This window comes from Pseudomonas sp. Hp2 (genome assembly GCF_006386585.1).
Taxonomy (GTDB): Bacteria; Pseudomonadota; Gammaproteobacteria; order Xanthomonadales; family Xanthomonadaceae; genus Pseudomonas_S; species Pseudomonas_S boreopolis.
Window position 1 is genome coordinate 146,852 of record NZ_VAHJ01000003.1, and the last position, 16,636, is coordinate 163,487.

General features: G+C 61.6%; 32 protein-coding genes. 4 read left to right on the forward strand and 28 right to left on the reverse strand.

The genetic code is table 11. From position 1 onward, the window contains the following. Positions 1-30 precede the first annotated feature (30 nt). The 6 genes from FD678_RS10015 to FD678_RS10035 are packed head-to-tail and all read right to left on the reverse strand — an operon-like array spanning position 31 to position 3,099. Positions 31-1,188: a hypothetical protein gene (locus FD678_RS10015; protein WP_140722399.1), complete on the reverse strand. Its 1,158-nt coding sequence runs from the start codon at positions 1,186-1,188 to the stop codon at positions 31-33. After that, on the reverse strand, positions 1,185-1,319 hold the full coding sequence (locus FD678_RS20600) for a hypothetical protein (protein WP_256661903.1): 135 nt from the start codon (positions 1,317-1,319) through the stop codon (positions 1,185-1,187). Before FD678_RS20600 ends, FD678_RS10015 begins: the two co-directional genes overlap by 4 nt. Next, positions 1,316-1,699: a hypothetical protein gene (locus tag FD678_RS10020; protein WP_140722402.1), complete on the reverse strand. Its 384-nt coding sequence runs from the start codon at positions 1,697-1,699 to the stop codon at positions 1,316-1,318. Before FD678_RS10020 ends, FD678_RS20600 begins: the two co-directional genes overlap by 4 nt. Positions 1,700-1,752: 53 nt before the next feature. Next, positions 1,753-2,391, reverse strand: a complete 639-nt coding sequence (locus FD678_RS10025) for a hypothetical protein (RefSeq protein ID WP_140722405.1) — start codon at positions 2,389-2,391, stop codon at positions 1,753-1,755. A 28-nt stretch (positions 2,392-2,419) separates the two neighbouring features. Next, a complete protein-coding gene (locus tag FD678_RS10030; RefSeq protein WP_140722409.1) occupies positions 2,420-2,653 on the reverse strand; it encodes a hypothetical protein in 234 nt (77 codons plus the stop codon). A gap of 26 nt (positions 2,654-2,679) precedes the next feature. After that, positions 2,680-3,099: a hypothetical protein gene (locus FD678_RS10035; RefSeq protein WP_140722413.1), complete on the reverse strand. Its 420-nt coding sequence runs from the start codon at positions 3,097-3,099 to the stop codon at positions 2,680-2,682. A 493-nt stretch (positions 3,100-3,592) separates the two neighbouring features. Here FD678_RS10035 and FD678_RS10040 point away from each other — a divergent pair, with 493 nt between their 5' ends. Both FD678_RS10040 and FD678_RS10045 read left to right on the forward strand, forming a co-directional pair. Beyond that, positions 3,593-4,627 (forward strand): hypothetical protein, encoded by a 1,035-nt coding sequence (locus tag FD678_RS10040; protein ID WP_140722416.1) that lies wholly within the window; start codon positions 3,593-3,595, stop codon positions 4,625-4,627. A gap of 16 nt (positions 4,628-4,643) precedes the next feature. Then, entirely contained in the window at positions 4,644-5,123 is a 480-nt protein-coding gene (locus tag FD678_RS10045) for a hypothetical protein (RefSeq protein ID WP_140722419.1), read from the forward strand. A 10-nt stretch (positions 5,124-5,133) separates the two neighbouring features. Here the strand turns inward: FD678_RS10045 and FD678_RS10050 are convergent, their stop codons facing one another. Genes FD678_RS10050 through FD678_RS20605 form a run of 4 tightly spaced genes read right to left on the reverse strand, consistent with a single transcriptional unit; the run spans position 5,134 to position 6,284 of the window. Next, the gene (locus FD678_RS10050) at positions 5,134-5,607 is read right to left on the reverse strand and encodes a hypothetical protein (RefSeq protein WP_140722422.1); all 474 of its coding nucleotides are present in this window, start codon (positions 5,605-5,607) and stop codon (positions 5,134-5,136) included. Next, a complete protein-coding gene (locus FD678_RS10055) occupies positions 5,604-5,936 on the reverse strand; it encodes a hypothetical protein (RefSeq protein WP_140722425.1) in 333 nt (110 codons plus the stop codon). Before FD678_RS10055 ends, FD678_RS10050 begins: the two co-directional genes overlap by 4 nt. Positions 5,937-5,948: 12 nt before the next feature. Further along, entirely contained in the window at positions 5,949-6,134 is a 186-nt protein-coding gene (locus tag FD678_RS10060; RefSeq protein ID WP_140722429.1) for a hypothetical protein, read from the reverse strand. A gap of 15 nt (positions 6,135-6,149) precedes the next feature. Beyond that, a complete protein-coding gene (locus FD678_RS20605) occupies positions 6,150-6,284 on the reverse strand; it encodes a hypothetical protein (protein WP_256661905.1) in 135 nt (44 codons plus the stop codon). 286 nt (positions 6,285-6,570) lie between these two features. Between FD678_RS20605 and FD678_RS10065 the strand changes: the two genes are divergently transcribed. Beyond that, a complete protein-coding gene (locus FD678_RS10065) occupies positions 6,571-6,948 on the forward strand; it encodes a hypothetical protein (RefSeq protein WP_140722432.1) in 378 nt (125 codons plus the stop codon). 9 nt (positions 6,949-6,957) lie between these two features. Next, complete coding sequence (locus FD678_RS20865; protein ID WP_372237531.1) at positions 6,958-7,290, forward strand: type II toxin-antitoxin system mRNA interferase toxin, RelE/StbE family; 333 nt, start codon at positions 6,958-6,960, stop codon at positions 7,288-7,290. Here FD678_RS20865 and FD678_RS10075 read toward each other — a convergent pair whose 3' ends face one another. The 18 genes from FD678_RS10075 to FD678_RS10155 form a co-directional block, all read right to left on the reverse strand. Beyond that, entirely contained in the window at positions 7,291-7,902 is a 612-nt protein-coding gene (locus FD678_RS10075; RefSeq protein ID WP_140722438.1) for a hypothetical protein, read from the reverse strand. A 466-nt stretch (positions 7,903-8,368) separates the two neighbouring features. Continuing rightward, entirely contained in the window at positions 8,369-8,662 is a 294-nt protein-coding gene (locus FD678_RS10080) for a hypothetical protein (protein WP_140722441.1), read from the reverse strand. Next, positions 8,659-8,832 carry a hypothetical protein gene (locus FD678_RS20205; RefSeq protein ID WP_177497708.1) on the reverse strand — a complete coding sequence of 58 codons (174 nt, stop codon included), beginning with the start codon at positions 8,830-8,832 and terminating at the stop codon, positions 8,659-8,661. The genes FD678_RS10080 and FD678_RS20205 overlap by 4 nt, the downstream gene beginning before the upstream one ends. Beyond that, positions 8,832-9,416, reverse strand: coding sequence for a ParA family protein (locus tag FD678_RS10085; protein WP_140722444.1), 585 nt, complete (start codon positions 9,414-9,416; stop codon positions 8,832-8,834). The genes FD678_RS20205 and FD678_RS10085 overlap by 1 nt, the downstream gene beginning before the upstream one ends. 78 nt (positions 9,417-9,494) lie before the next feature. Beyond that, a complete protein-coding gene (locus FD678_RS10090) occupies positions 9,495-9,932 on the reverse strand; it encodes a hypothetical protein (RefSeq protein ID WP_140722447.1) in 438 nt (145 codons plus the stop codon). Between the two features lie 134 nt (positions 9,933-10,066). Then, on the reverse strand, positions 10,067-10,546 hold the full coding sequence (locus tag FD678_RS10095) for a sigma factor-like helix-turn-helix DNA-binding protein (protein ID WP_140722450.1): 480 nt from the start codon (positions 10,544-10,546) through the stop codon (positions 10,067-10,069). Then, complete coding sequence (locus tag FD678_RS10100) at positions 10,530-10,781, reverse strand: hypothetical protein (RefSeq protein ID WP_140722453.1); 252 nt, start codon at positions 10,779-10,781, stop codon at positions 10,530-10,532. Before FD678_RS10100 ends, FD678_RS10095 begins: the two co-directional genes overlap by 17 nt. Positions 10,782-10,894: 113 nt before the next feature. Then, positions 10,895-11,344: a glycine zipper domain-containing protein gene (locus tag FD678_RS10105; protein WP_140722457.1), complete on the reverse strand. Its 450-nt coding sequence runs from the start codon at positions 11,342-11,344 to the stop codon at positions 10,895-10,897. Between the two features lie 164 nt (positions 11,345-11,508). Beyond that, entirely contained in the window at positions 11,509-11,919 is a 411-nt protein-coding gene (locus tag FD678_RS10110) for a DUF6573 family protein (protein WP_140722460.1), read from the reverse strand. Further along, positions 11,916-12,200: a hypothetical protein gene (locus FD678_RS10115; protein ID WP_140722463.1), complete on the reverse strand. Its 285-nt coding sequence runs from the start codon at positions 12,198-12,200 to the stop codon at positions 11,916-11,918. Before FD678_RS10115 ends, FD678_RS10110 begins: the two co-directional genes overlap by 4 nt. A gap of 271 nt (positions 12,201-12,471) precedes the next feature. Further along, positions 12,472-12,759 (reverse strand): hypothetical protein, encoded by a 288-nt coding sequence (locus FD678_RS10120; RefSeq protein ID WP_140722466.1) that lies wholly within the window; start codon positions 12,757-12,759, stop codon positions 12,472-12,474. Further along, positions 12,759-12,980: a hypothetical protein gene (locus tag FD678_RS10125; RefSeq protein ID WP_140722470.1), complete on the reverse strand. Its 222-nt coding sequence runs from the start codon at positions 12,978-12,980 to the stop codon at positions 12,759-12,761. The genes FD678_RS10120 and FD678_RS10125 overlap by 1 nt, the downstream gene beginning before the upstream one ends. Beyond that, positions 12,977-13,294 carry a hypothetical protein gene (locus FD678_RS10130; protein ID WP_140722473.1) on the reverse strand — a complete coding sequence of 106 codons (318 nt, stop codon included), beginning with the start codon at positions 13,292-13,294 and terminating at the stop codon, positions 12,977-12,979. The genes FD678_RS10125 and FD678_RS10130 overlap by 4 nt, the downstream gene beginning before the upstream one ends. Beyond that, a complete protein-coding gene (locus tag FD678_RS10135; protein WP_140722476.1) occupies positions 13,291-13,509 on the reverse strand; it encodes a hypothetical protein in 219 nt (72 codons plus the stop codon). Before FD678_RS10135 ends, FD678_RS10130 begins: the two co-directional genes overlap by 4 nt. 395 nt (positions 13,510-13,904) lie before the next feature. Further along, positions 13,905-14,297, reverse strand: coding sequence for a hypothetical protein (locus FD678_RS10140; protein ID WP_140722479.1), 393 nt, complete (start codon positions 14,295-14,297; stop codon positions 13,905-13,907). Positions 14,298-14,390: 93 nt separating this feature from the next. Further along, the gene (locus FD678_RS10145) at positions 14,391-15,398 is read right to left on the reverse strand and encodes an ArdC family protein (protein ID WP_140722482.1); all 1,008 of its coding nucleotides are present in this window, start codon (positions 15,396-15,398) and stop codon (positions 14,391-14,393) included. Then, positions 15,395-15,583 (reverse strand): hypothetical protein, encoded by a 189-nt coding sequence (locus FD678_RS10150; RefSeq protein WP_140722485.1) that lies wholly within the window; start codon positions 15,581-15,583, stop codon positions 15,395-15,397. The genes FD678_RS10145 and FD678_RS10150 overlap by 4 nt, the downstream gene beginning before the upstream one ends. 450 nt (positions 15,584-16,033) lie before the next feature. Further along, on the reverse strand, positions 16,034-16,603 hold the full coding sequence (locus tag FD678_RS10155; RefSeq protein WP_177497710.1) for an ankyrin repeat domain-containing protein: 570 nt from the start codon (positions 16,601-16,603) through the stop codon (positions 16,034-16,036). Between the last annotated feature and the right edge of the window lie 33 nt (positions 16,604-16,636).

The following is a 16,636-nucleotide window of genomic DNA, read 5'->3' on the forward strand; positions in this document are numbered from 1 at the left end:
GTCGTTTCTAGCAAGTTCGAAATTGCGTAATCACAAGCGCTTTTCGAGTTCGTCCAGCTGATTGAGCGCGTCGTCCTGCCAGGATTTCTCCGGTGCAGGCGTGGGCGCGGGTTTTGAGGCGGGCTTGGCCTTGGGTTTGGGAACGGCGACCGGGGCGGAGGCTGCCTTGGCCACGACGGGCGCAGGCGCGGCCTTGGGCTCCGGCTCGTCGACCGGCGGGGTCGGCTGTACGGGCTTGGGCGTGGGTTGGACCACGTCGGCCACCAAGTCAGCCGGATCGACCTGCACGGGCTGGGGCGAGGCAGGCGCCGGAACAATCGGAGTGCTGGACACGTCCACCGCAGGCGGGGCGGGAGGTGCGCTGGCTACTTGAGCGTCGTTGGCCGGGCCTGGGCTTGCGTTGGTGGGTGCGGCTACCGTTGGCTCGGCCGACTCCTTGTTACTAGAGAGGGTCCACCACCCGATCGCCCCCGCAGCGAGAAGGGCAACACCCACACCCACCAGCAGCGGCATGCGGGATTTCGTGACAGCAGGCCGGACCACGTCCACCTGCGCAGGGGTGTCGCCCAGGCGCTCTTCCAGTTGCGCCTTGTCTTCGGGGCTGTGCGCCAGCACCACGCACTGCTTGGGGTTGGGGCTGGCCTGGACATCGGCTACCAGCGCGTCCATGGCGTCCTCGCGCGTCTGATAGGGGTCGATGGCTCCCTGCTCTTCCATGTTCACGACAATGCCGTCGGCTTCGCGGGCGCGCCCTTCGGCGGGCTCGACGGGCGTTTCCTCGCCAGGCCAGAACTCGTTCTCGGTGTCGGCCTCGGACTGCACATCTGGGTCGGCTTGCGCAGGTGCTGCCTCGTCCTCTGGGTCGAAAACCTCGACGGCCGTTTTCTCTTCCACAGGTCCGGCATATTCCGCGGGCACCGGCTCCCAGGCGGTAGGCTCGGGCTCGATGACCTGTTCTGGCTCTGACGGTACCGCATGTGCTTCGCCGGCGCGCCCTTCGGCGTCAGGCTGCTCGGGACCCCTCAGGTCGTCCAGCACGCCGTCGAACATTGACGGCCTGGTCGGCTCAGGAATGGCGCTGCCGACTGGCTCGTCGACGGGCTTGGGTGCACCCGGAGGTGCTGGCTTTTCGTCCTTGGACGCGGGCAGCTCGAACAGGTCAAGGAAGTCGGTGTACTTGTCGTTCATAGGCGTGGGGTGCGAGGAATGTTGCGAAGCTTGTTGCGGACGATCTGTGCGATCCGCTGACGGGCCTTGCGCTCTTGCTCGGCGTGGTAGGCAATGAGGAACAGGAAGACTTCGCGTTCGTAGTAGTTCATGAGCGACGCCCCTTCTTGCGGGTGTACTTGCTCCGCTGCTTGGAGGAGCGGTTGTTGGCCGCGCTGGTCATGCCAGTGCTGGTCCTGCCGAACATGAACTGGTGGGTCGAAAAGTCAGCTAGGCTCAGTTCAAGCTCGGGGTTGCCCTTCCCTTGGCGGATCCGGCTCAACCTCGAAATCGATGTCATGCCTTGATTGGCTTCACCCTGCCAGTACTTGATGTCTTCCGGCTTGATGTCATCTACCAAGGCGGCGCCAGCTTCGAGGATCGGCAGTTCCCGTAGTACAGGGCGAAGATCCTGGACAAGACTCCCCATGCCGTCGTGGAGGATGGCTCCCATCGGGAGGTTCGTTGTAAGGTCGTATCCGTTCTTCTTCATTGGTGTGTTCTCGGTAAGAGGCCGGCCCCAGGACTCAGGACCGGCCAGGGTGATCAGGCGGACACGTCCGGAACGGGCGTGATGACGATCTGCGGCTTGCCCTTCCCGCAGTTGTCGACAGCGGTGGCCGGCGGGAACGCGGAGCGGGCGTGCAGCTCGGCCAGCGGGATCTGGCAGGCCTTCTGGTCACGGCCTTCCACGGCGATGGTCAGCGGCTCCTTGGAGCGCTTGGCCAGGGCGGCGATCTTGTCCAGCACCGCGGTGGTCTTGGGGTCGCGGGCGGACATGCTGGCCGGGTCGTAGGCGATCACGACACTGTCCAGGGCTTCCACCTTCTCGCCGGACCTGGCGGTGGCTTCCTTCGTGGCCAGGGTCGTGGTCATGCCAGCAGCTTCGGCTTCGCGTTGCAGCTCGCGGGCTTCTTCCATCTGCTTGCGGTAGCTGGCCACAGATCCGACAGCAGCGCCGACAGCACAGGCGGCCAGGGCCTTGTCCTTCTTTCCGGTCAGGTACGCCAGGGCACCACCACCGACACAGCCCAGTGCGCCGGACTTGAGCAATCGGCGCTTGTCGGCCTTCGGCTTGGCCGGTGCGGCTTCCACCTGCTCAGTGGTCGGAGAGTCCTGGGCCAGGACGGGTGCGGCAGCCATCAAAGTGGATGCCAGTGCGAGGGAGAGAGTGAGGTTCTTCATTGGGGGATGGTTCTCAGTGGGGGGGGAGTTATGACAGTTGCGTGCTGCCAACCGACAACAAGATTGACGCGCGCATAGAAGGCGCAATGGCAGGCCACTGGTTTTCGAAAAAGCTCTTCGCTGTATCCAGCTCAGATGATTTGAAATCCGGGTCGGCCAGTGAACGCAGGATGGTGTTGGCGTGGCGACGGAAGGTTTCGGCGGCGGCTGTCCAGATGGTGTCAGTGGTGTAGTAGTAATCGAGGGCTGCTTGGGTGTTCATGGTTGTTCCTTGTGGTGGGTGGGGGATTAGGAGCGAGGGGTGGGTGGGCGATGAATGCCCAGCTCATGGTCAGTGGGCTTTCGAGGTTGGGTACCAGTCGGGTTCTTCTGTCCGAAGAGGAACGCCTCCTTGACGGCTTCGCGCTGGGACTCTTTGAGGTCGGCCAGGAAATTGCCGAACACCTGGCGCAGCTCATCAAGGAAGCGGGCGCGCTCCTGGGCATGAAGTGCGTCGGACTCCAGAATTCGGTCCAGGACTCGGGATGTGTCGGCGCGCAGGTCGGCTGCGAACGCTTTCAGCGACACCATGGCGTCACCAGTCTCCATGGCGTTGGCTGCCGACTGCGCCATGAATTTCGAGAACGACATTCCGCGCGCGTCAGCGGCTTGCTGAAAGCGTTCGATCTCGCGTGCAGTGAGGGCAATGCTGGTCTTTCGCTTGGTCATGTGCTGCCGGGAATGGAGGGCTTGATGGCTTCCATTCAACATACGGCGCTTGTCGTACCCGGCAAGGGGTGTGGCGGTAATACTGCGAACCTAGACGCAAAGGCGTTTCGCGCCGTTTCGGGGTGTTTTTGGCGGTAATGGTGGCGGTAATGCCGAAAGCCTTACGGCACAAGGGTTTAGGCGCTGTTTTTGGGTTGTCCATTACCGCGCATGGAAAACACCAGAGGTGCGTGCTGTCCATGCTTTCGGCTTGCTGTTGGCGCTGACCTCGTCGCTTCGTCGACAGGCCGCCACACGACAAGCCACCTCGCTTCTGGCCAATAGGCCACGCCGCTTTTGCTTTTTCCGCCAGTCGACGACTAACGCTCCACCAGTCGTCGACTGGCGGCGCCCGTATTCACTCGCAACGCCTCCCCTTGCCCAGCACGACAAGCCCCCTACACTGGTTCCAGCGCTACTCGTTCAGGTTCCAATGACGCACCCCATTCCCACCATGACGCTTGACGACTTCCTGGCTGCGGTCGCTCCCCTCGATATTCGCCGGCCTCTGTCGCCGCCTTCCTATGCCCGTCGCAAGATCATGGCCACGGCCGGCTCAACCTGTCCGCTGTGCAGTGCGACCTACGACCGCTCACGGTCCAACGGCCCGCAGTTCCCCGTCATCGCTTCGTTCGTCCACACCTTCCTTGGCGGCCCACTGGTTGCTGACAACTTCTTCGTTTGCTGCCGTCGCTGCCAACAGATCCGCGCGTCTGCTGACCTCCTGACCGTCGACAACCTTCCTGACGACCTGGCCTCCCAGCGCCTGGCTGCGCTTCAACTGTCGGTCAACCATCTGTGCGCTCTGCCCCCCAGCACATCGCTGCCGGCGTTTCGTTCTGCCCTGGCCCAGCGCCATGCCCTGCCCCGCTCGCGCGTCTATGCCGCCCAGGCCGACGACGGCTTGTGCTTCATTGGTGTGTCTGCCCGCTATGGCGATGACCAGTCAAAAGGCCTGGCCAGACTGCTATCCAAGATCCATGGCAAGCCGCTGCTGCGCGACAAGCGCATGACCGTCTACCTGTTAGACGACACGGCATTCCGGTCGGTCGTCTGGCAGCTCATCGACGCCAACTGCTGGGTGGTCGGTGTCGGCAGACGGTCGGACCTGCGCGACTTCCAGGACTACTGGTGGCTCACATCGGCGTCGGTGGCCGAACTCCGACTGCGTAAGGTGGGCGGGGTGAAGGTGCCGGTGGACGTGGTCACCCGGGAGGTGGGACCGCGTGCCCTACGCCAGCGAAAGCTGGTGGCTCGCCGCCGCGCCCAGGCTCAGCGGGCGTGCGACCTGGCCGACTTGAAGCGGGCGGAAGCGGAGTTCGACCAGGCGTTCGTACGGTTACGAGCGCAACAAGCCATGGGGCTGCCGGGCGAGCTGGATGAGACCCGGTATTTCGTCAACCGTTATTTTGCCGCGTACATCAAGGTCCACGGGCGGGCGGACACGGTTACCCCAAGCGGCCGTACTTGTGCTAAAGAGAGATCGTAAAGGCGAGAGGTGAACCATGTTTTCAATCTTCCAATTTTTGCAAACTCATAATGACGCGACTGACGAGCCCATTCGTCACAGCCAGGATCTCCCCCAGCAAATCGCGCAAGCAGGAGCTGAACGTCGTTACAGGAACGCAGCCGACGCTGAAACGGATGATATGCGTCGCAAATACAACGAAGAGCGTCGCCAACGGCAACGGGTGACGGCTGTAGCCGGCCTGGTGGCGGCCGATCGCCTGGCGCTTCGTCGCACGCTGTCGTTCATCGAGGAGCGTTGGCGCGCTGGCGCTGAGGTCGACAAGACGTTCGAGGAAGCCGAAAAGCTCCGTCGCAAGGAGTTCGACGCCATTGTCGATGACTACGAAAAAATCAAGCGTCTCCACGCGGCCGCGGACGACATGACTTCCAATGTGGATGAGGCCCGCCAGCTCCTGGTCAATGACGCCCCCGTGCGGACGCGCTCTCGCGGCACGACGCGCCGGCCAGGGCGTTGACCCCAATCGTTCAGGCGGCCTGCCGTTCCCAGGTCCGGCGGTCCAGGTAGGTACGCTCGTCCACCTTCTCGATCCTGGTGCGCACTGAACTCGGCAGTTGGGCCTGGCCGAACACTTCCACCAGGGTGCGCCCGGTTCCGTCCCAGTAGCCGCGGGAAGACTTGCGACGGGCCTGCTCGGAGAAGGGATCGGCTCCACGCTCGATAAGGTAAGCGGCAATGCCGTCCAGCCGCTCGCAGGACAGGCGGTCGTCCTGGGCCTTGTGCTGGGCGTACAGGAAACAGACCATGGCCAGCGGCGTGAGGTCGTCTTCGCTGCGGGCATTGGTCAACTCGAAATCCCACTCATGCTCCGACTTGCCGTTGCCGAACTCGGGCGCGTAGCCCACCTGGGCGATGGCGCGCAGCTCAACCAAGGCGTCTTGGACAGCGATGAGGGACTGGGTCTGGATGGCTTCCGCCAGCCGGGGGTAAGCAGCCTTCATGGATGGCTCCTTGGCTTCTTGAGGTCGGTGACGAGGTGGTGGGCGCCGCCCAGGACTCGAGCTTTCTGGATGAGGCGAGCAATCCGACGCTGGGAGTTGTCCAGGGACAGCCAGCTTTCCAGCACGTCGTAGGTTTCGTAAATCAGGATCCCGGGTGTGCGAGAGATCGACTGGACCGTGTCGGCACGCTCCACCCAGTCGGGAATGTGGGCGCAGATCAGGCGGTAGCGATACGCCGGCTGCCCTAGCAACCCTCCGGCAATCGGGTTGACGATGACCGCATACGTATGTCCTGAAATGGGATCGACGTGGTGTTCGAGAATGCGCATGGCCAGTCCCTCTTACACGAACCGGTCCAGGATCCAGTCCCGTGGCGTGTCGAACAGAACTGAGAGAGTGGCCAGGCTCGCCAGGACCCACACCAGCTTGGTGAGGTCGTAGGACAGCCAAGCCATGCCAGCGGCAAAAGCGGGCAGGATGACCCAGGCCAGGGCGGCGGCGATGATGAGGTTGGTCTTGGTGTTCATGGTGTGGCGCTCCAATCAGGCGACGATGGAAGGAAGTACGATGGCGGTCAGGACCGCCAGACCAGTCAGCGCAATGGCCAACAGGCCATTGGTGCGCAGGGCGATGAAGGTGTGTTCCTGGGAGTGGGCAATGCGGTCAAAGAGGCTCATGTCTGGGCTCCGGTGGGTGGGGAGTGATAGCAGTTGCTAGCACATAACCAGCTTGTGGGAGTTATCAAAAATCGCAAGTTGTCAATGACGATAAGTCTGCGAACACATACGGCATTTCGTAAAAGAAAAACGCCCCGATCAACGGAGCGCTTCTTGACGTACTCAGCTATCTGCCCCAGTTTGTTATTGACGAACCAACCAGCCTCTGAACCGACCCTCAGCTCGACAAAGGTCGCCATATCGAAGTCCGCCGCAATTTCATGAAGAACCTGAACCCAACTGACAAATGAACATTGACAACCCAAAAGCAGGACCGAAACTCGGGAACACGCAAGGCTCATCAGCCAAAAGCGAGGCCACAGACCCGATTTTGTATGATGAAGTAAGGCAAAAGATACAACCACCATTCGTTTCCAGGACGCAAAAGGCGAGGGCCATGAGCGAAAAAGACAAAAACGACAAGGTTCGTGAGTTCACTTGTTGCGAACTTAGCAAACCCATTTCCGCAGTCATCACTGAGGGTGAGGATCTGTATGCCGCTATGAGGCACCAGTTTCTTGAACCCAAAACTGTCTTTGCCTCCAAGAAAGGGGTAAAACCTCAGGACCTTGTTTTTTCTCCTGTCCAAGAGGATGAACTAAAAACACTATTTTGCGGAGACTGATCCATGGAGATGGTGAGTCGGGCCGGGATTGTGTCTTGGCCGCCCATTACTGGCTCTCTTCTTCCTGTTGAAAAGTCTGATTACTTTCGTGCTGACGTAGTTATGGCGCGGGAGTCAGGGTTCAAAAAAGACCTGTATGAAATGGGTCATCTAGTCGAAGGAATTCGAAGAAATCTGCCTTTACCGCCTGATTACAAGACCCATCCATTGCGCGGAGACTGGACTGGGTGGTTGGATAGTCATTTGCGTCCGGATTTTTTGCTCATTTGGAGGTACCACAACTCAAATGGACAAAAGATCGTACAACTTGCGCGTTGCGGGCCACATAGTTGGGTTTTTTGACTATCTCAACCGATACCCGTTGACCCACGCCAGCCACAACCAGACGTGATCGCGTAGTCCGTCGATCGTCTTGCTGGTTGTCCAGGTCTTGCGGGACAGCCTGGCCAGGTCATTCCTCATCTTGGCGTGGACCAGGTTGATCTGGAACAACGGATCAAACGCGGTTGGATCCTTCTTCGGGGAGTGCGATCGCACATGCCTGACCCCGGGCAGACTGGTCTTGATCCACTTGGGGTAGTTCGCGTCCCCGTCTGTCGTGAACGTTGCCCCGGGTTTGAGATAAGCCGCCACGGTGCCTAGCAGTCTGGGGACGTGCCGAGACCGTGTATCGGTCGTCCAGCCGTTAGCCTTGCCCTTGGGCATGGAACTGGATAGCCGAGAGATGGTGAAGCCCAGAATTTCGCCCGTTTTGGCCCGAATGAGTACAGCCACCGAGACCTGTGCCCATCGGGCATGAATGAAGGTCTCCAACTCGTCCATCATGACGTGGCCAGTGCCGCCCGCCTGCCATAGGGCGGTCAGGTGTTCCTGGTGAAGGCGTTTGGCTTCTCCCGCCAAGTATTCCACCTTGCTCTGGATGGTCTGCGGGGAGCATTCCAGGAGCGTGGCCATCCGTCGCATGCTTGCCCCAGAGACCGCCAGATGGAAGATCTGCCGATTGAGGTCGGGGCGGTGCTGTTGGCGGATGGGCTTCACAACGGTGGCGGAGAAAGTCTGGCCACAGGCCCGGCACTGATACCGCGGAACGGGCTGGTGGTTGTGCCGTGGCCGATACGTGCCGTACTTCCGGTAGAACCCAGCGGGCGGGTTCCGGTGGTACTGGCAGGCCGGGTTGGGGCAGGCAGGCCGCGGGTTGCGCATGTGCGCACGGTAACCGAGAAATCGCCCAGTTATCCAAGTTGGGATAAATATCCGGTGTTGAATGCTTGTTCTATGGTCTGGATCGCAGGTTGTCTCAACACGGAACTAGGGCAGATAGCGTACTCAGGGGTGAGCTATCAGGTGCTAGCAGTTGCTATCACCCGTGCGGAGCAAGGCCACGCCAGTGGCCATGACCCTTCACTTCCATCCGTCGCTCTTACAGGTGTTCGCGCGACACGACGCGCCAACGCTCGCCTCCTGCCTCCAGCTTATCCAAGGCCTCTTCCACGATCGCCACGATGGCTGCGGTATTCGAGCCACTGACCCGGCGCTTCAACCGGGCGTGCAGGTTCTCAGGCACTCGCAGAAACAGCACCTTGTTCGGGCCTTCGGCCTTGGCCTGCACGATGATCCGGGGATGTCCAGGCTCTCGGAGGATGGTCAAGCCGCGCTCACGGTCCGGGTATGACACCTGGGCCACGTCGTCCGCGTTCAAATCAGTCCAGCTCATGGGGTCTCCTTGTCGGTGGGCTTGGCGGGCGGGGTGTCTCGGAGAACCCTGCGCACGATCTCCAGCTCGCGGTGGTCCGTGATAGCAGCTGCTCGCTCTTCAGGACTGGCCGTCGCAAGATCGATTTCTTCCAGCGTGCCGTCGGGATGGCAGATCAGGGCGCGGGTCATCAGCAGATCCCTCCCCCGTTTTCAATCGCCTCCACCAGCCTCCGAACTTCCGCTTGCGCCTTACCCAGGTGCGGCAATCCCTTGGCCGACATCACAGTCAGACCCCTGCCGTAGCAGTTGGCATACAGCGCCCGATCGCGCAGGACCACGCCGCCGGCAAAATGCTGGGCCAGCAGGTCGCGCTGCTCCTTGCGGTCGGTGCGAACGCGCTGGGCCACGGGCAGTACACGCAACCCCAGTTCCTGGAAGTAGCGCAAGCCGCGGGTGTGCACGAGGAAGCTGGCCGCGTCCAGAAGGGTGGGCACTACCACCAGGCGAGCCGGTGCATAGGTTTCAGCCAGGCCCGGCGGGTAGTCGTGGATATAGACATCGAACCCCGAGACCATGGCCGTCGTGGGCACGAACGGCAGTTCGACGCCTGCATGGGTGGCGACCTTCCCGAAGATCAGGCAAGAGCCCTGTGGGTCGTGGTCAACCAGCGCCACCCGACGACCTTGGGCCGCATAAGCACCCGCCAGTTGCAGGGCAACGGTGGTCTTGCCAACCCCACCCTTGGGGGAGGCCACGGCGATGTGCAGGCTCATTCCAGGCCCCAGTTCCGCACTGCCTGCTGGGCACGCTCGGCTTGGTTGTCCATGGCCTTGCTCGACAACCCACCGATATCAACGGAGGCAGCGAACCCCAGCAGCAGGCCAAGAAAGGTGTACAGCAGGAGGTTGTTGGTGGACTTCTTGTTCGCGGTTCTCATGGTGTGTACCAGCGGTGTGGATGGAAGCGAAGTAGTGATCGGGGTACTTGCCGGTGCTGCGCAGCCGGTTGAGGATTTCCCGATGGGATCGGTTCAGCAGCACTGACAGCTCGATGGCCAGGAAGTGGAAGGTGTCCAGATCCAGCGGTTGATCGGCCAGGTCGTGTTTGCGTTCTCGAACCACCTTGCGCACGTTGACCACCGGCACCTTCAACCAGTCGGCGATATCCGGACCTTGGAGGCCCAGGTTGCGCAGCTTGACGATGGCGTTCTCCCGCCGGATGGCTTCTGCGCGGATGGCTTCCATCGCGTGCTGGCTGGGAGAGGTGTGTGGTGTGTTGGGGGTGTGCATGGTGTGTGCTAGCAGCTGCTATCACTCCCAGCCTGCGCAAGTTATCGTTCTTGGCAAGTCTCTACCTGCGTACCGGAACGCAGTTGCCAAAAGAAACAGCCACCCGAAGGTGGCCGTGTTTGGGTTGCCGTGTGTCAGGCCTTTTCGGGCTGCGCTCGCTTGGCGTTGAGCGGCACGACCAGCCCTTTCCGCTTCAATGCGGCGTAGACGGCACTCAACTTCTCAATTCCCAGGGTGTCGGCGATCTGGCGGTAGGTGCAGCCCTGTGCTTTCAGCTGGGCGATCTGCTCGTCATTGATCCCGTTGCGCTCACGCTGCTCGCGGTAGCGACACAAGCCCGCGTCGCGGATGACTTGCCCCACGGCCGTGTAGGACTTCATGCCCAGTTCGGCGGCGATGGCCTGCTGGGTCAGTCCCAAGTGGTGCAAGGCCAGGATCTTCTGGTTGCGCGCTTCATTCTGGCGCCGCCTGGCGCGGGCCAGGGCGCTGTCGTTCTCTTCGTCCAGGATCTGCCGGACGCGCTCGCCTGACAGGCCAACGATGTCGCCGATTTCCCGATACGACAGGCCTTTGAGCCGAAGCTGTACGATTTCCGCTTTACGTGTTGCCGCCATAGAAATTCTTCACCATGTGTTCGCGCAGGACAGGTACCTGCTCGGGCATATGGATCTTGGCCAGGTCAAACGCCGTGCCGTCGGCATAGACTTCCTGCCGGGTCTTGGTCCCATTGACCTCCACGAACACCCCTTTCTTGATCAGGGCGTGAAGCGCCTTGACCTTGCCAGCGCGAATGGCAGCGTGGAGTTCAGGGGTCTTTTTGGGCGTGTGGTCGGGCTGGCGGATGAACATGACAAGATCCTCGGATGGTGTGTCCACCCAAGGTAATGAGCTTGTCGTTTCAAGCAAGCGGATGAGAGAGTGATGAATACACCAGCTCCCAATACCTGGAACCGGTTCGCAAGTCAGCGATCGAGGGGCACTACGCGAAGGTTGCGGCTGCGCCCGACGATGGCCACCAGGTCGCCCGCATGTACGGGAACATCAGCCTCCTGGACGATGGCCCAGGTCTTGCCATTGGGCTCCTGGACATAGATTTCCAGCCCACGGCGGTAGAACTTGCCCTGGACCGCGCGGCCAGTTGCCCCACCAAGAACGCTACTCACAACACGCTCAGTGCGACGATCATTGATCTGGTCACCTACTGCGTACCCGACGGCCGCACCGACAGCCGTTCCCGTATGGGTTTTCTTGGCCTGGATCCTAACCTCCCGGACCATCAGGACTTTGGCCACTCGAACCTGCTGCGCTACGCGGGCTTCACTGGATTGATAGGAGCGGGATGAATTATCGCCGGCCGAAACGGTAGCGACGGGGGCCAGGAGGGCCAGGGAGAGAAGGATGGCTGCGCGCATGGGGGACCCTCAAGGAGTGATCCACCCAAGGTAGTCAGGTTGTCGTTTCTAGCAAGCCTGTGGATTGCGATCTGGTTCAGTGCAATCGCAAAAGCCGCCGCAACCTAAGAGCCGCCTTCGGGCGGCTCTGCTATCAACTGCTAGCTCGGTGCTAGCACCTGCTATCACTCTTCCCCGGGGTACATCAGGGTCAACACCGGCTCACCGCTGTCGCCACCCGACACCGTTAGGCGCAGCTTGACCACGCGGGGCGTTTCGGCGTCGCCACTCACAGGCACCAGCAACATGTCGAAGTCCACGGTCGACTCGCCCGCCTGCGCAGCGGCGTTGGCGGCAAGCCTTGCCATGGTCAGGGCGTCGTGGACACGGCCAGCGGTGGACTGGCCCAGGCCAGGCTTGTGGCCTGCGGGCCAGTCCAGGGAGCGCCAGACTGTACCGGTGCAGGCAAGGGGGATCTTGAAGCCGAAGGGCTTGGCCATTTCGGTCAGATCCACCAGCACGCCGTCGGCCAGAGCCTGCGCGCGGGTGTACACGGAAATCGGCTTGCCCCAGAACTCGTCCATGGTGTCATTCATGCGAATACCCATTCGGTTGCGTTGTCTTCAATGTGTTCCAGCCACGCCATGACGCGGCCCGGAACGGGCTCGAGGCGTCCGGCATTGGTGTCGGTTTCGGCGGTGTCCAGCACCCGACCCAGCGTGCCACTGCAGCGGGCGTGTGGGCCGTACACCATCAGGGGCGTGCCCTGGCCGGGGTCGTCGGGGAAGACTTCCCGGCGGTCGGCCACTAGGGTCCAGCCGTCGGGGCCGTGATAGGTGGCCGTTAGGCCAGACAGTGAGGGGGTTGGAGCTTTCATCAGTGCTTGGTGTCCGAAGTGGTGTTGTGGGTGTCGAAGTAGTGGTTCAGCCAGACGCGGGCCGCCTGGTCTTCGGTTTCCCAGCCGATCTTGTCGGCCCAGAAGTTCACGGGCCAATCCAGACCAAAGGGGACCTGGCGGGCGTAGGCTCGGGCCAGGTGGCGCAGCTGTTCCATGTCCTCCACCGTCGAACCGGTGAAGGGCATGACGGAACAGGCGGTGGGAGAAACGCGCCGGACGTAACCGGGGCTGATCGGGCCTTTACGGGTCCTCACGCGGTCACCTGCTTGGCTTCCATCCGCTTGAACCACGCCAGGCCCAGTTCATCGATGGGGTCGCCCGCCACCTCGAAATCCAGCGGTGGCTCCACGCGGTTCATGCCGTCGACCACCAGTTGGTCGCCCCAGTAGCCGTTGCCCTCTGGCGTCCACACGGCACCATCTCCGTCGGAAGCGCGCACCTGCTGGATGGCGTCAGCGATGGTGTCGGCCTCCACCTCCACGGTGGCGGTGTGCGGCACTACCCGATCAAGCCGCAGATTGAAACGATAGGTGGCCATCAGGTGTTCTCCTTGGTCCAGAACCAGAAACTCTCGACGAACCGCTCAACGGTTCGGGGTTCGACGGGGCCGCTTGCCAACAACGAGCCGGCGACCGACTCGATCCGCAGGCGGTTCTTCCTTTCGGTGATGATCACCCCCAGCGTCTTGCCCTTGCGGACAATCCGGCCGTCCTCGGCCAGGTGGGCGTCGTAGGCAGTCAATGCGCTGCGCCAGTTCATGCCGTGGCCCTCGTGCAGTCGCCGGGCGCCATTTCAGCCAGCCATGCGTCCACCTCCTTGGTGTCGACGGCTTTGCCAGCCATGAGCTGGCGGGCGCACCAGTTGCCGAACTCTTCGGCAACCTCGTAGGCCCAGCACCCGGGGAAGCCCTCCGCCCGGAAATGGGTTCCGTAATGGCTGTCCAGCACATGCCCAAACGCCAGCACCTGCTCCACCAGCTCCAGCTGTCCACCGTCATAGCTGCCCGTGGTCGGGTCGCGGAATGCGGCGTCCACGCCCATACCGATAAAGGCCACGTCCAATTGATCTTTCATGCTCTGAACTCCACTGCCAGCCACTGGAAGGCCGGATCCTGTTCATCGAATGCGTCCACGACCTCCAGGCCAAGGTCGCGTGCCTGTTGCTTGGCCAGCACGTAATACAAGCCCTGCTCGACCTGTTCGCCAGACACGCTCATGTCAAACCGGACGAAATCAGGCGCACCCTCACGGCGCACCATCACCACCACTTTCATTGCTCGCGTCTTCATTGCTGGTTCCCTGCCCGGGGACATGCCCCCGCGATGTCCCTGGATGGGGACCGACCGCCGGCTGGCGGCGCGCAGTCAAGGGGAAAAGCAGCAGCGGCTGGCGCGGCCCGCAGGCACGAGGACACGGGCCGCTAGAGCGACCCTTGACGGATGGAGCGACGGCGGAAGGCACACGGCTATGCCGCTTACCCTGGCGAGTAAGCGAAGAAACCTGTGGGGTGTTGGGCCAGCGACCTAAGCCCGCAGGGGCCATCCATGATGGCTCGGCACGACGACGGGCGCGGTGGCAGCGATAGCGGTCAGGCCCCGCCACCTGAACCCAGGGGAAGACAACACCGAAGAAAACCCAGGGAATGTCATGAAGGTTTCAGCCGGAAATTCAGGGGAAAAAGGCTCTATCGAGGCCGGTCCATCAACCCCATCAGGAAATTTTGAACGCCTTTCTGGGACTGTTTCCGAAGCTGGAAAAGCTGCTCATTCCATGCATGGTCGCGGTCATCGATCACGTTGGAAAAGCCAAACGCGCCCGGCAAGACGATTGCAATGGGAAGGCCTTGACCATCCTTGATCAACTCCCCCTGACTGGAATTTTCATCGACAAAAACGTCCTGGAACAACACGTCTCCAGTCATCAACACCTGCCGATCGAGCAAGGTGTGTGTATCGAGCGCTGCAACTTTTTCAGAAGCTTGCGTTGGCCATGCAACGAACAGCAAGACCAACAACGTTGAAAGCGACGCGAGATGAGGCAAAGCGATTTTGCAAGGGTGCGGCTTGACAATGGCCATAGCGGACAAGCGTGGTGGGTGCTATCCCATCTTGTGGGAGATGTCGTGGATAGCAAGTCCGCCATGGCCATTGCGTGTTGCAATGCGCAGAACCTACAAGGACAAGGCAACGTCCGACGGGCGTTCGCGCACGGCGACCGATACCGCCTCAAGCGAAGGAATATCCATAGCGCCGAAGGCGACATCCACTCCACCCTCGACTTCGTGGGCCTGCTCCACCTGCGGCAAGGGCTCGTAGGCATACCGTTCCAGGCCCACGAAGTCGCAGATTTTCTCGGCCGCAGCAGCGGCCGTGTACACGAACGAGGGATCTTCCTTGGCGATCTTCATCCAGTGGTGGATGTACGCGGCATGCTGGGAGGGGTCGTGGCCAATCCCCAGTTCCACCCCCATGATGTGGCTGGCGGTTTCGGCAATCATCTCTTCCCTGGCATAGGACTCCGAACCAAACGCGCCTGACAGGTCTCGGGCCAGGCGTGATTCATGCCCCGTCCAGTGCGCCAGCTCGTGGGTGAGTGCAGCGTAGTAGCCGTCCGGCGTAATGAACCGCTCCGGGTACGGCATGCCGATCTTGTCGCTTCTGGGCGCGTAGTGCGGGCCACTGGCCCCATGGACGATTACGGCGCCGCTGTCCTTGACCAGCTGCTCGCACCGCTCAATCCGTTGGTGGGGCGTGGTCTCGGGCCGCTGGGGCGGCGGAGGCAGGCCTTCGATCTGCTCGGCGTTGAACACGTTGAAGAAGAAGGTGCGGGGCTTGTCCATCCAGGGCTGCACGACTGCCGCACTTTCCGCCTCCTGGCCGTTGGGGAACATCACATAGCGCAGCGGAATGGACTTCTCGCCCTTCCGGACCTGCGCCCCCACGGCCTGGGCCTGCTTGTAGGTCAACCAGCGGTTGTCCTCGAAATGGTTGACCATGCCGGCGATCCACAGCATGACGCGATTGCCGCCCCTGTACGCTTTGCCTGTCGTGGGGTTGTAGGGCAACCCATTGATCGTTGATGGGTCGCCCGGCTTCAAGAACGGCAGGAAGGGCTTGCCCTCCTTCATCAGGTCGATGAGGACTTGCGCCTGTGCCTGGGCAAGGTCGGCGTACTTCATTGAACGACGATTTCCACCTCGTCGCCTCCTTCCAACGCACGGCGTACGTAGTACAGCGCGGTTTCCAGATCAAACAGGTGGTCGTCCGAGTCGCCGGGCTCGATGACCAGCCCGTCCTCGCACTTGACAATGCGATAGCGGATGGCCGCTTCCAGGGCGTCGGACAGTGAAAGGGCGTCTTCCATGGGAACACTCGATGGCCAGAGTGCTCCAGCGTAGGAAGGGCGCAGGGTTACGCGAGTCGCGGCCGCTATTCGTGCGGGTTGGTTCGCAGAACGAATAGGAGGTCAGGTGTAGGCGTTGCCAACGGCGACAAGCTGGATAGGATGAGTGGGTGGAAAATCTAGGCTCGTTGGTTGATTTGAGAGTCAGGTCAACGAGAACGGTGTTTGCGACGAGAACGACGTTTGCGTTTCTTGGTTGAATTTTTTGGGGGTGGTGCCAGCCACCCCCTAATAATCTTCCAACAGGCCCATAAAGTAGGGCCCCATCGGATCCAATTGTGAACGAAGGGCGCCCTCCCCAGTCCACTGGATTGGGCGCAAGTAAAAGGTTCCACGAATTCATTTCGTGGGGCTCGTGGAACCTGAGGTGGGAGTGCTTGCCGTCGCCGCCCCACCCCAGGTTTTTATGACTCACATCCGCCGCCGTTCCCTCCCCTCTTCATCCAGTCCCACCTGCTCCATCAGCGCTGCGCGTCGCAGGCCTGCGCGGTGTCGGCGAAGGGCGGTCAGGAGTTGGCGTTCCACCGCAGGGTCAGGCTGGAGCGACGCGTAGTCATACACGCCCAGGCCATCCCGGTCGGTGGCCTGCCAATTGGCACCCAGGGACAACAGTTCTTCCGCGATAGGCACATGTCCATCCTGGACGTTGGCCAGCAGTGGCGTGAGGCCATCCATGTCCCGGTGCTCGAGGTCGGCGCCTGCGTTGACAAGCGCTGTGGGCACACCGGGAACGGTGGTGAAGAACAAAGGGGTGCGCAGCTGCCGGTCGAACCAGCGAATGTTGGGATTGGCACGCGCAGCCAGCAGGAGGCGTACGGCGGGCAGCGGCAGGTCCTGTCGGTGAAGCAAGCTCGAGCCATCACGGTGCAGGCTGTTGGGATCCACGCCCCTGGCCAGTTGGCCAGCAAGCTGGCCAGGATCGAGGCTGGCGCACAGCAATGCCGTGTAGTTGGGGTGGGTCGGACCGGTGCGATCGCGCACCCGGTCAAGGAGTGCTGGGAGGGATGACATCGG

Bases quoted from the DNA above. Each gene is read 5' to 3' on its own strand.
- FD678_RS10090 (WP_140722447.1), bottom strand. From the start codon at position 9,932: ATGCACACCCCCAACACACCACACACCTCTCCCAGCCAGCACGCGATG.
- FD678_RS20605 (WP_256661905.1), bottom strand. From the start codon at position 6,284: ATGAGCCTCTTTGACCGCATTGCCCACTCCCAGGAACACACCTTCATC.
- FD678_RS10025 (WP_140722405.1), bottom strand. From the start codon at position 2,391: ATGAAGAACCTCACTCTCTCCCTCGCACTGGCATCCACTTTGATGGCT.
- FD678_RS10045 (WP_140722419.1), top strand. From the start codon at position 4,644: ATGTTTTCAATCTTCCAATTTTTGCAAACTCATAATGACGCGACTGAC.
- FD678_RS10150 (WP_140722485.1), bottom strand. From the start codon at position 15,583: ATGGAAGACGCCCTTTCACTGTCCGACGCCCTGGAAGCGGCCATCCGC.
- FD678_RS10115 (WP_140722463.1), bottom strand. From the start codon at position 12,200: ATGAAAGCTCCAACCCCCTCACTGTCTGGCCTAACGGCCACCTATCAC.
- FD678_RS20205 (WP_177497708.1), bottom strand. From the start codon at position 8,832: ATGACCCGCGCCCTGATCTGCCATCCCGACGGCACGCTGGAAGAAATC.
- FD678_RS10100 (WP_140722453.1), bottom strand. From the start codon at position 10,781: ATGTTCATCCGCCAGCCCGACCACACGCCCAAAAAGACCCCTGAACTC.
- FD678_RS10095 (WP_140722450.1), bottom strand. From the start codon at position 10,546: ATGGCGGCAACACGTAAAGCGGAAATCGTACAGCTTCGGCTCAAAGGC.
- FD678_RS10125 (WP_140722470.1), bottom strand. From the start codon at position 12,980: ATGAACTGGCGCAGCGCATTGACTGCCTACGACGCCCACCTGGCCGAG.
- FD678_RS10085 (WP_140722444.1), bottom strand. From the start codon at position 9,416: ATGAGCCTGCACATCGCCGTGGCCTCCCCCAAGGGTGGGGTTGGCAAG.
- FD678_RS10080 (WP_140722441.1), bottom strand. From the start codon at position 8,662: ATGAGCTGGACTGATTTGAACGCGGACGACGTGGCCCAGGTGTCATAC.
- FD678_RS10035 (WP_140722413.1), bottom strand. From the start codon at position 3,099: ATGACCAAGCGAAAGACCAGCATTGCCCTCACTGCACGCGAGATCGAA.
- FD678_RS20600 (WP_256661903.1), bottom strand. From the start codon at position 1,319: ATGAACTACTACGAACGCGAAGTCTTCCTGTTCCTCATTGCCTACCAC.
- FD678_RS10015 (WP_140722399.1), bottom strand. From the start codon at position 1,188: ATGAACGACAAGTACACCGACTTCCTTGACCTGTTCGAGCTGCCCGCG.
- FD678_RS10120 (WP_140722466.1), bottom strand. From the start codon at position 12,759: ATGGCCACCTATCGTTTCAATCTGCGGCTTGATCGGGTAGTGCCGCAC.
- FD678_RS10075 (WP_140722438.1), bottom strand. From the start codon at position 7,902: ATGGCCACGCTCCTGGAATGCTCCCCGCAGACCATCCAGAGCAAGGTG.
- FD678_RS10105 (WP_140722457.1), bottom strand. From the start codon at position 11,344: ATGCGCGCAGCCATCCTTCTCTCCCTGGCCCTCCTGGCCCCCGTCGCT.
- FD678_RS10020 (WP_140722402.1), bottom strand. From the start codon at position 1,699: ATGAAGAAGAACGGATACGACCTTACAACGAACCTCCCGATGGGAGCC.
- FD678_RS10110 (WP_140722460.1), bottom strand. From the start codon at position 11,919: ATGAATGACACCATGGACGAGTTCTGGGGCAAGCCGATTTCCGTGTAC.
- FD678_RS10140 (WP_140722479.1), bottom strand. From the start codon at position 14,297: ATGGCCATTGTCAAGCCGCACCCTTGCAAAATCGCTTTGCCTCATCTC.
- FD678_RS10060 (WP_140722429.1), bottom strand. From the start codon at position 6,134: ATGAACACCAAGACCAACCTCATCATCGCCGCCGCCCTGGCCTGGGTC.
- FD678_RS10050 (WP_140722422.1), bottom strand. From the start codon at position 5,607: ATGAAGGCTGCTTACCCCCGGCTGGCGGAAGCCATCCAGACCCAGTCC.
- FD678_RS10040 (WP_140722416.1), top strand. From the start codon at position 3,593: ATGACGCTTGACGACTTCCTGGCTGCGGTCGCTCCCCTCGATATTCGC.
- FD678_RS10135 (WP_140722476.1), bottom strand. From the start codon at position 13,509: ATGAAGACGCGAGCAATGAAAGTGGTGGTGATGGTGCGCCGTGAGGGT.
- FD678_RS10145 (WP_140722482.1), bottom strand. From the start codon at position 15,398: ATGAAGTACGCCGACCTTGCCCAGGCACAGGCGCAAGTCCTCATCGAC.
- FD678_RS10130 (WP_140722473.1), bottom strand. From the start codon at position 13,294: ATGAAAGATCAATTGGACGTGGCCTTTATCGGTATGGGCGTGGACGCC.
- FD678_RS20865 (WP_372237531.1), top strand. From the start codon at position 6,958: ATGGTGAGTCGGGCCGGGATTGTGTCTTGGCCGCCCATTACTGGCTCT.
- FD678_RS10055 (WP_140722425.1), bottom strand. From the start codon at position 5,936: ATGCGCATTCTCGAACACCACGTCGATCCCATTTCAGGACATACGTAT.
- FD678_RS10030 (WP_140722409.1), bottom strand. From the start codon at position 2,653: ATGAACACCCAAGCAGCCCTCGATTACTACTACACCACTGACACCATC.
- FD678_RS10065 (WP_140722432.1), top strand. From the start codon at position 6,571: ATGAACATTGACAACCCAAAAGCAGGACCGAAACTCGGGAACACGCAA.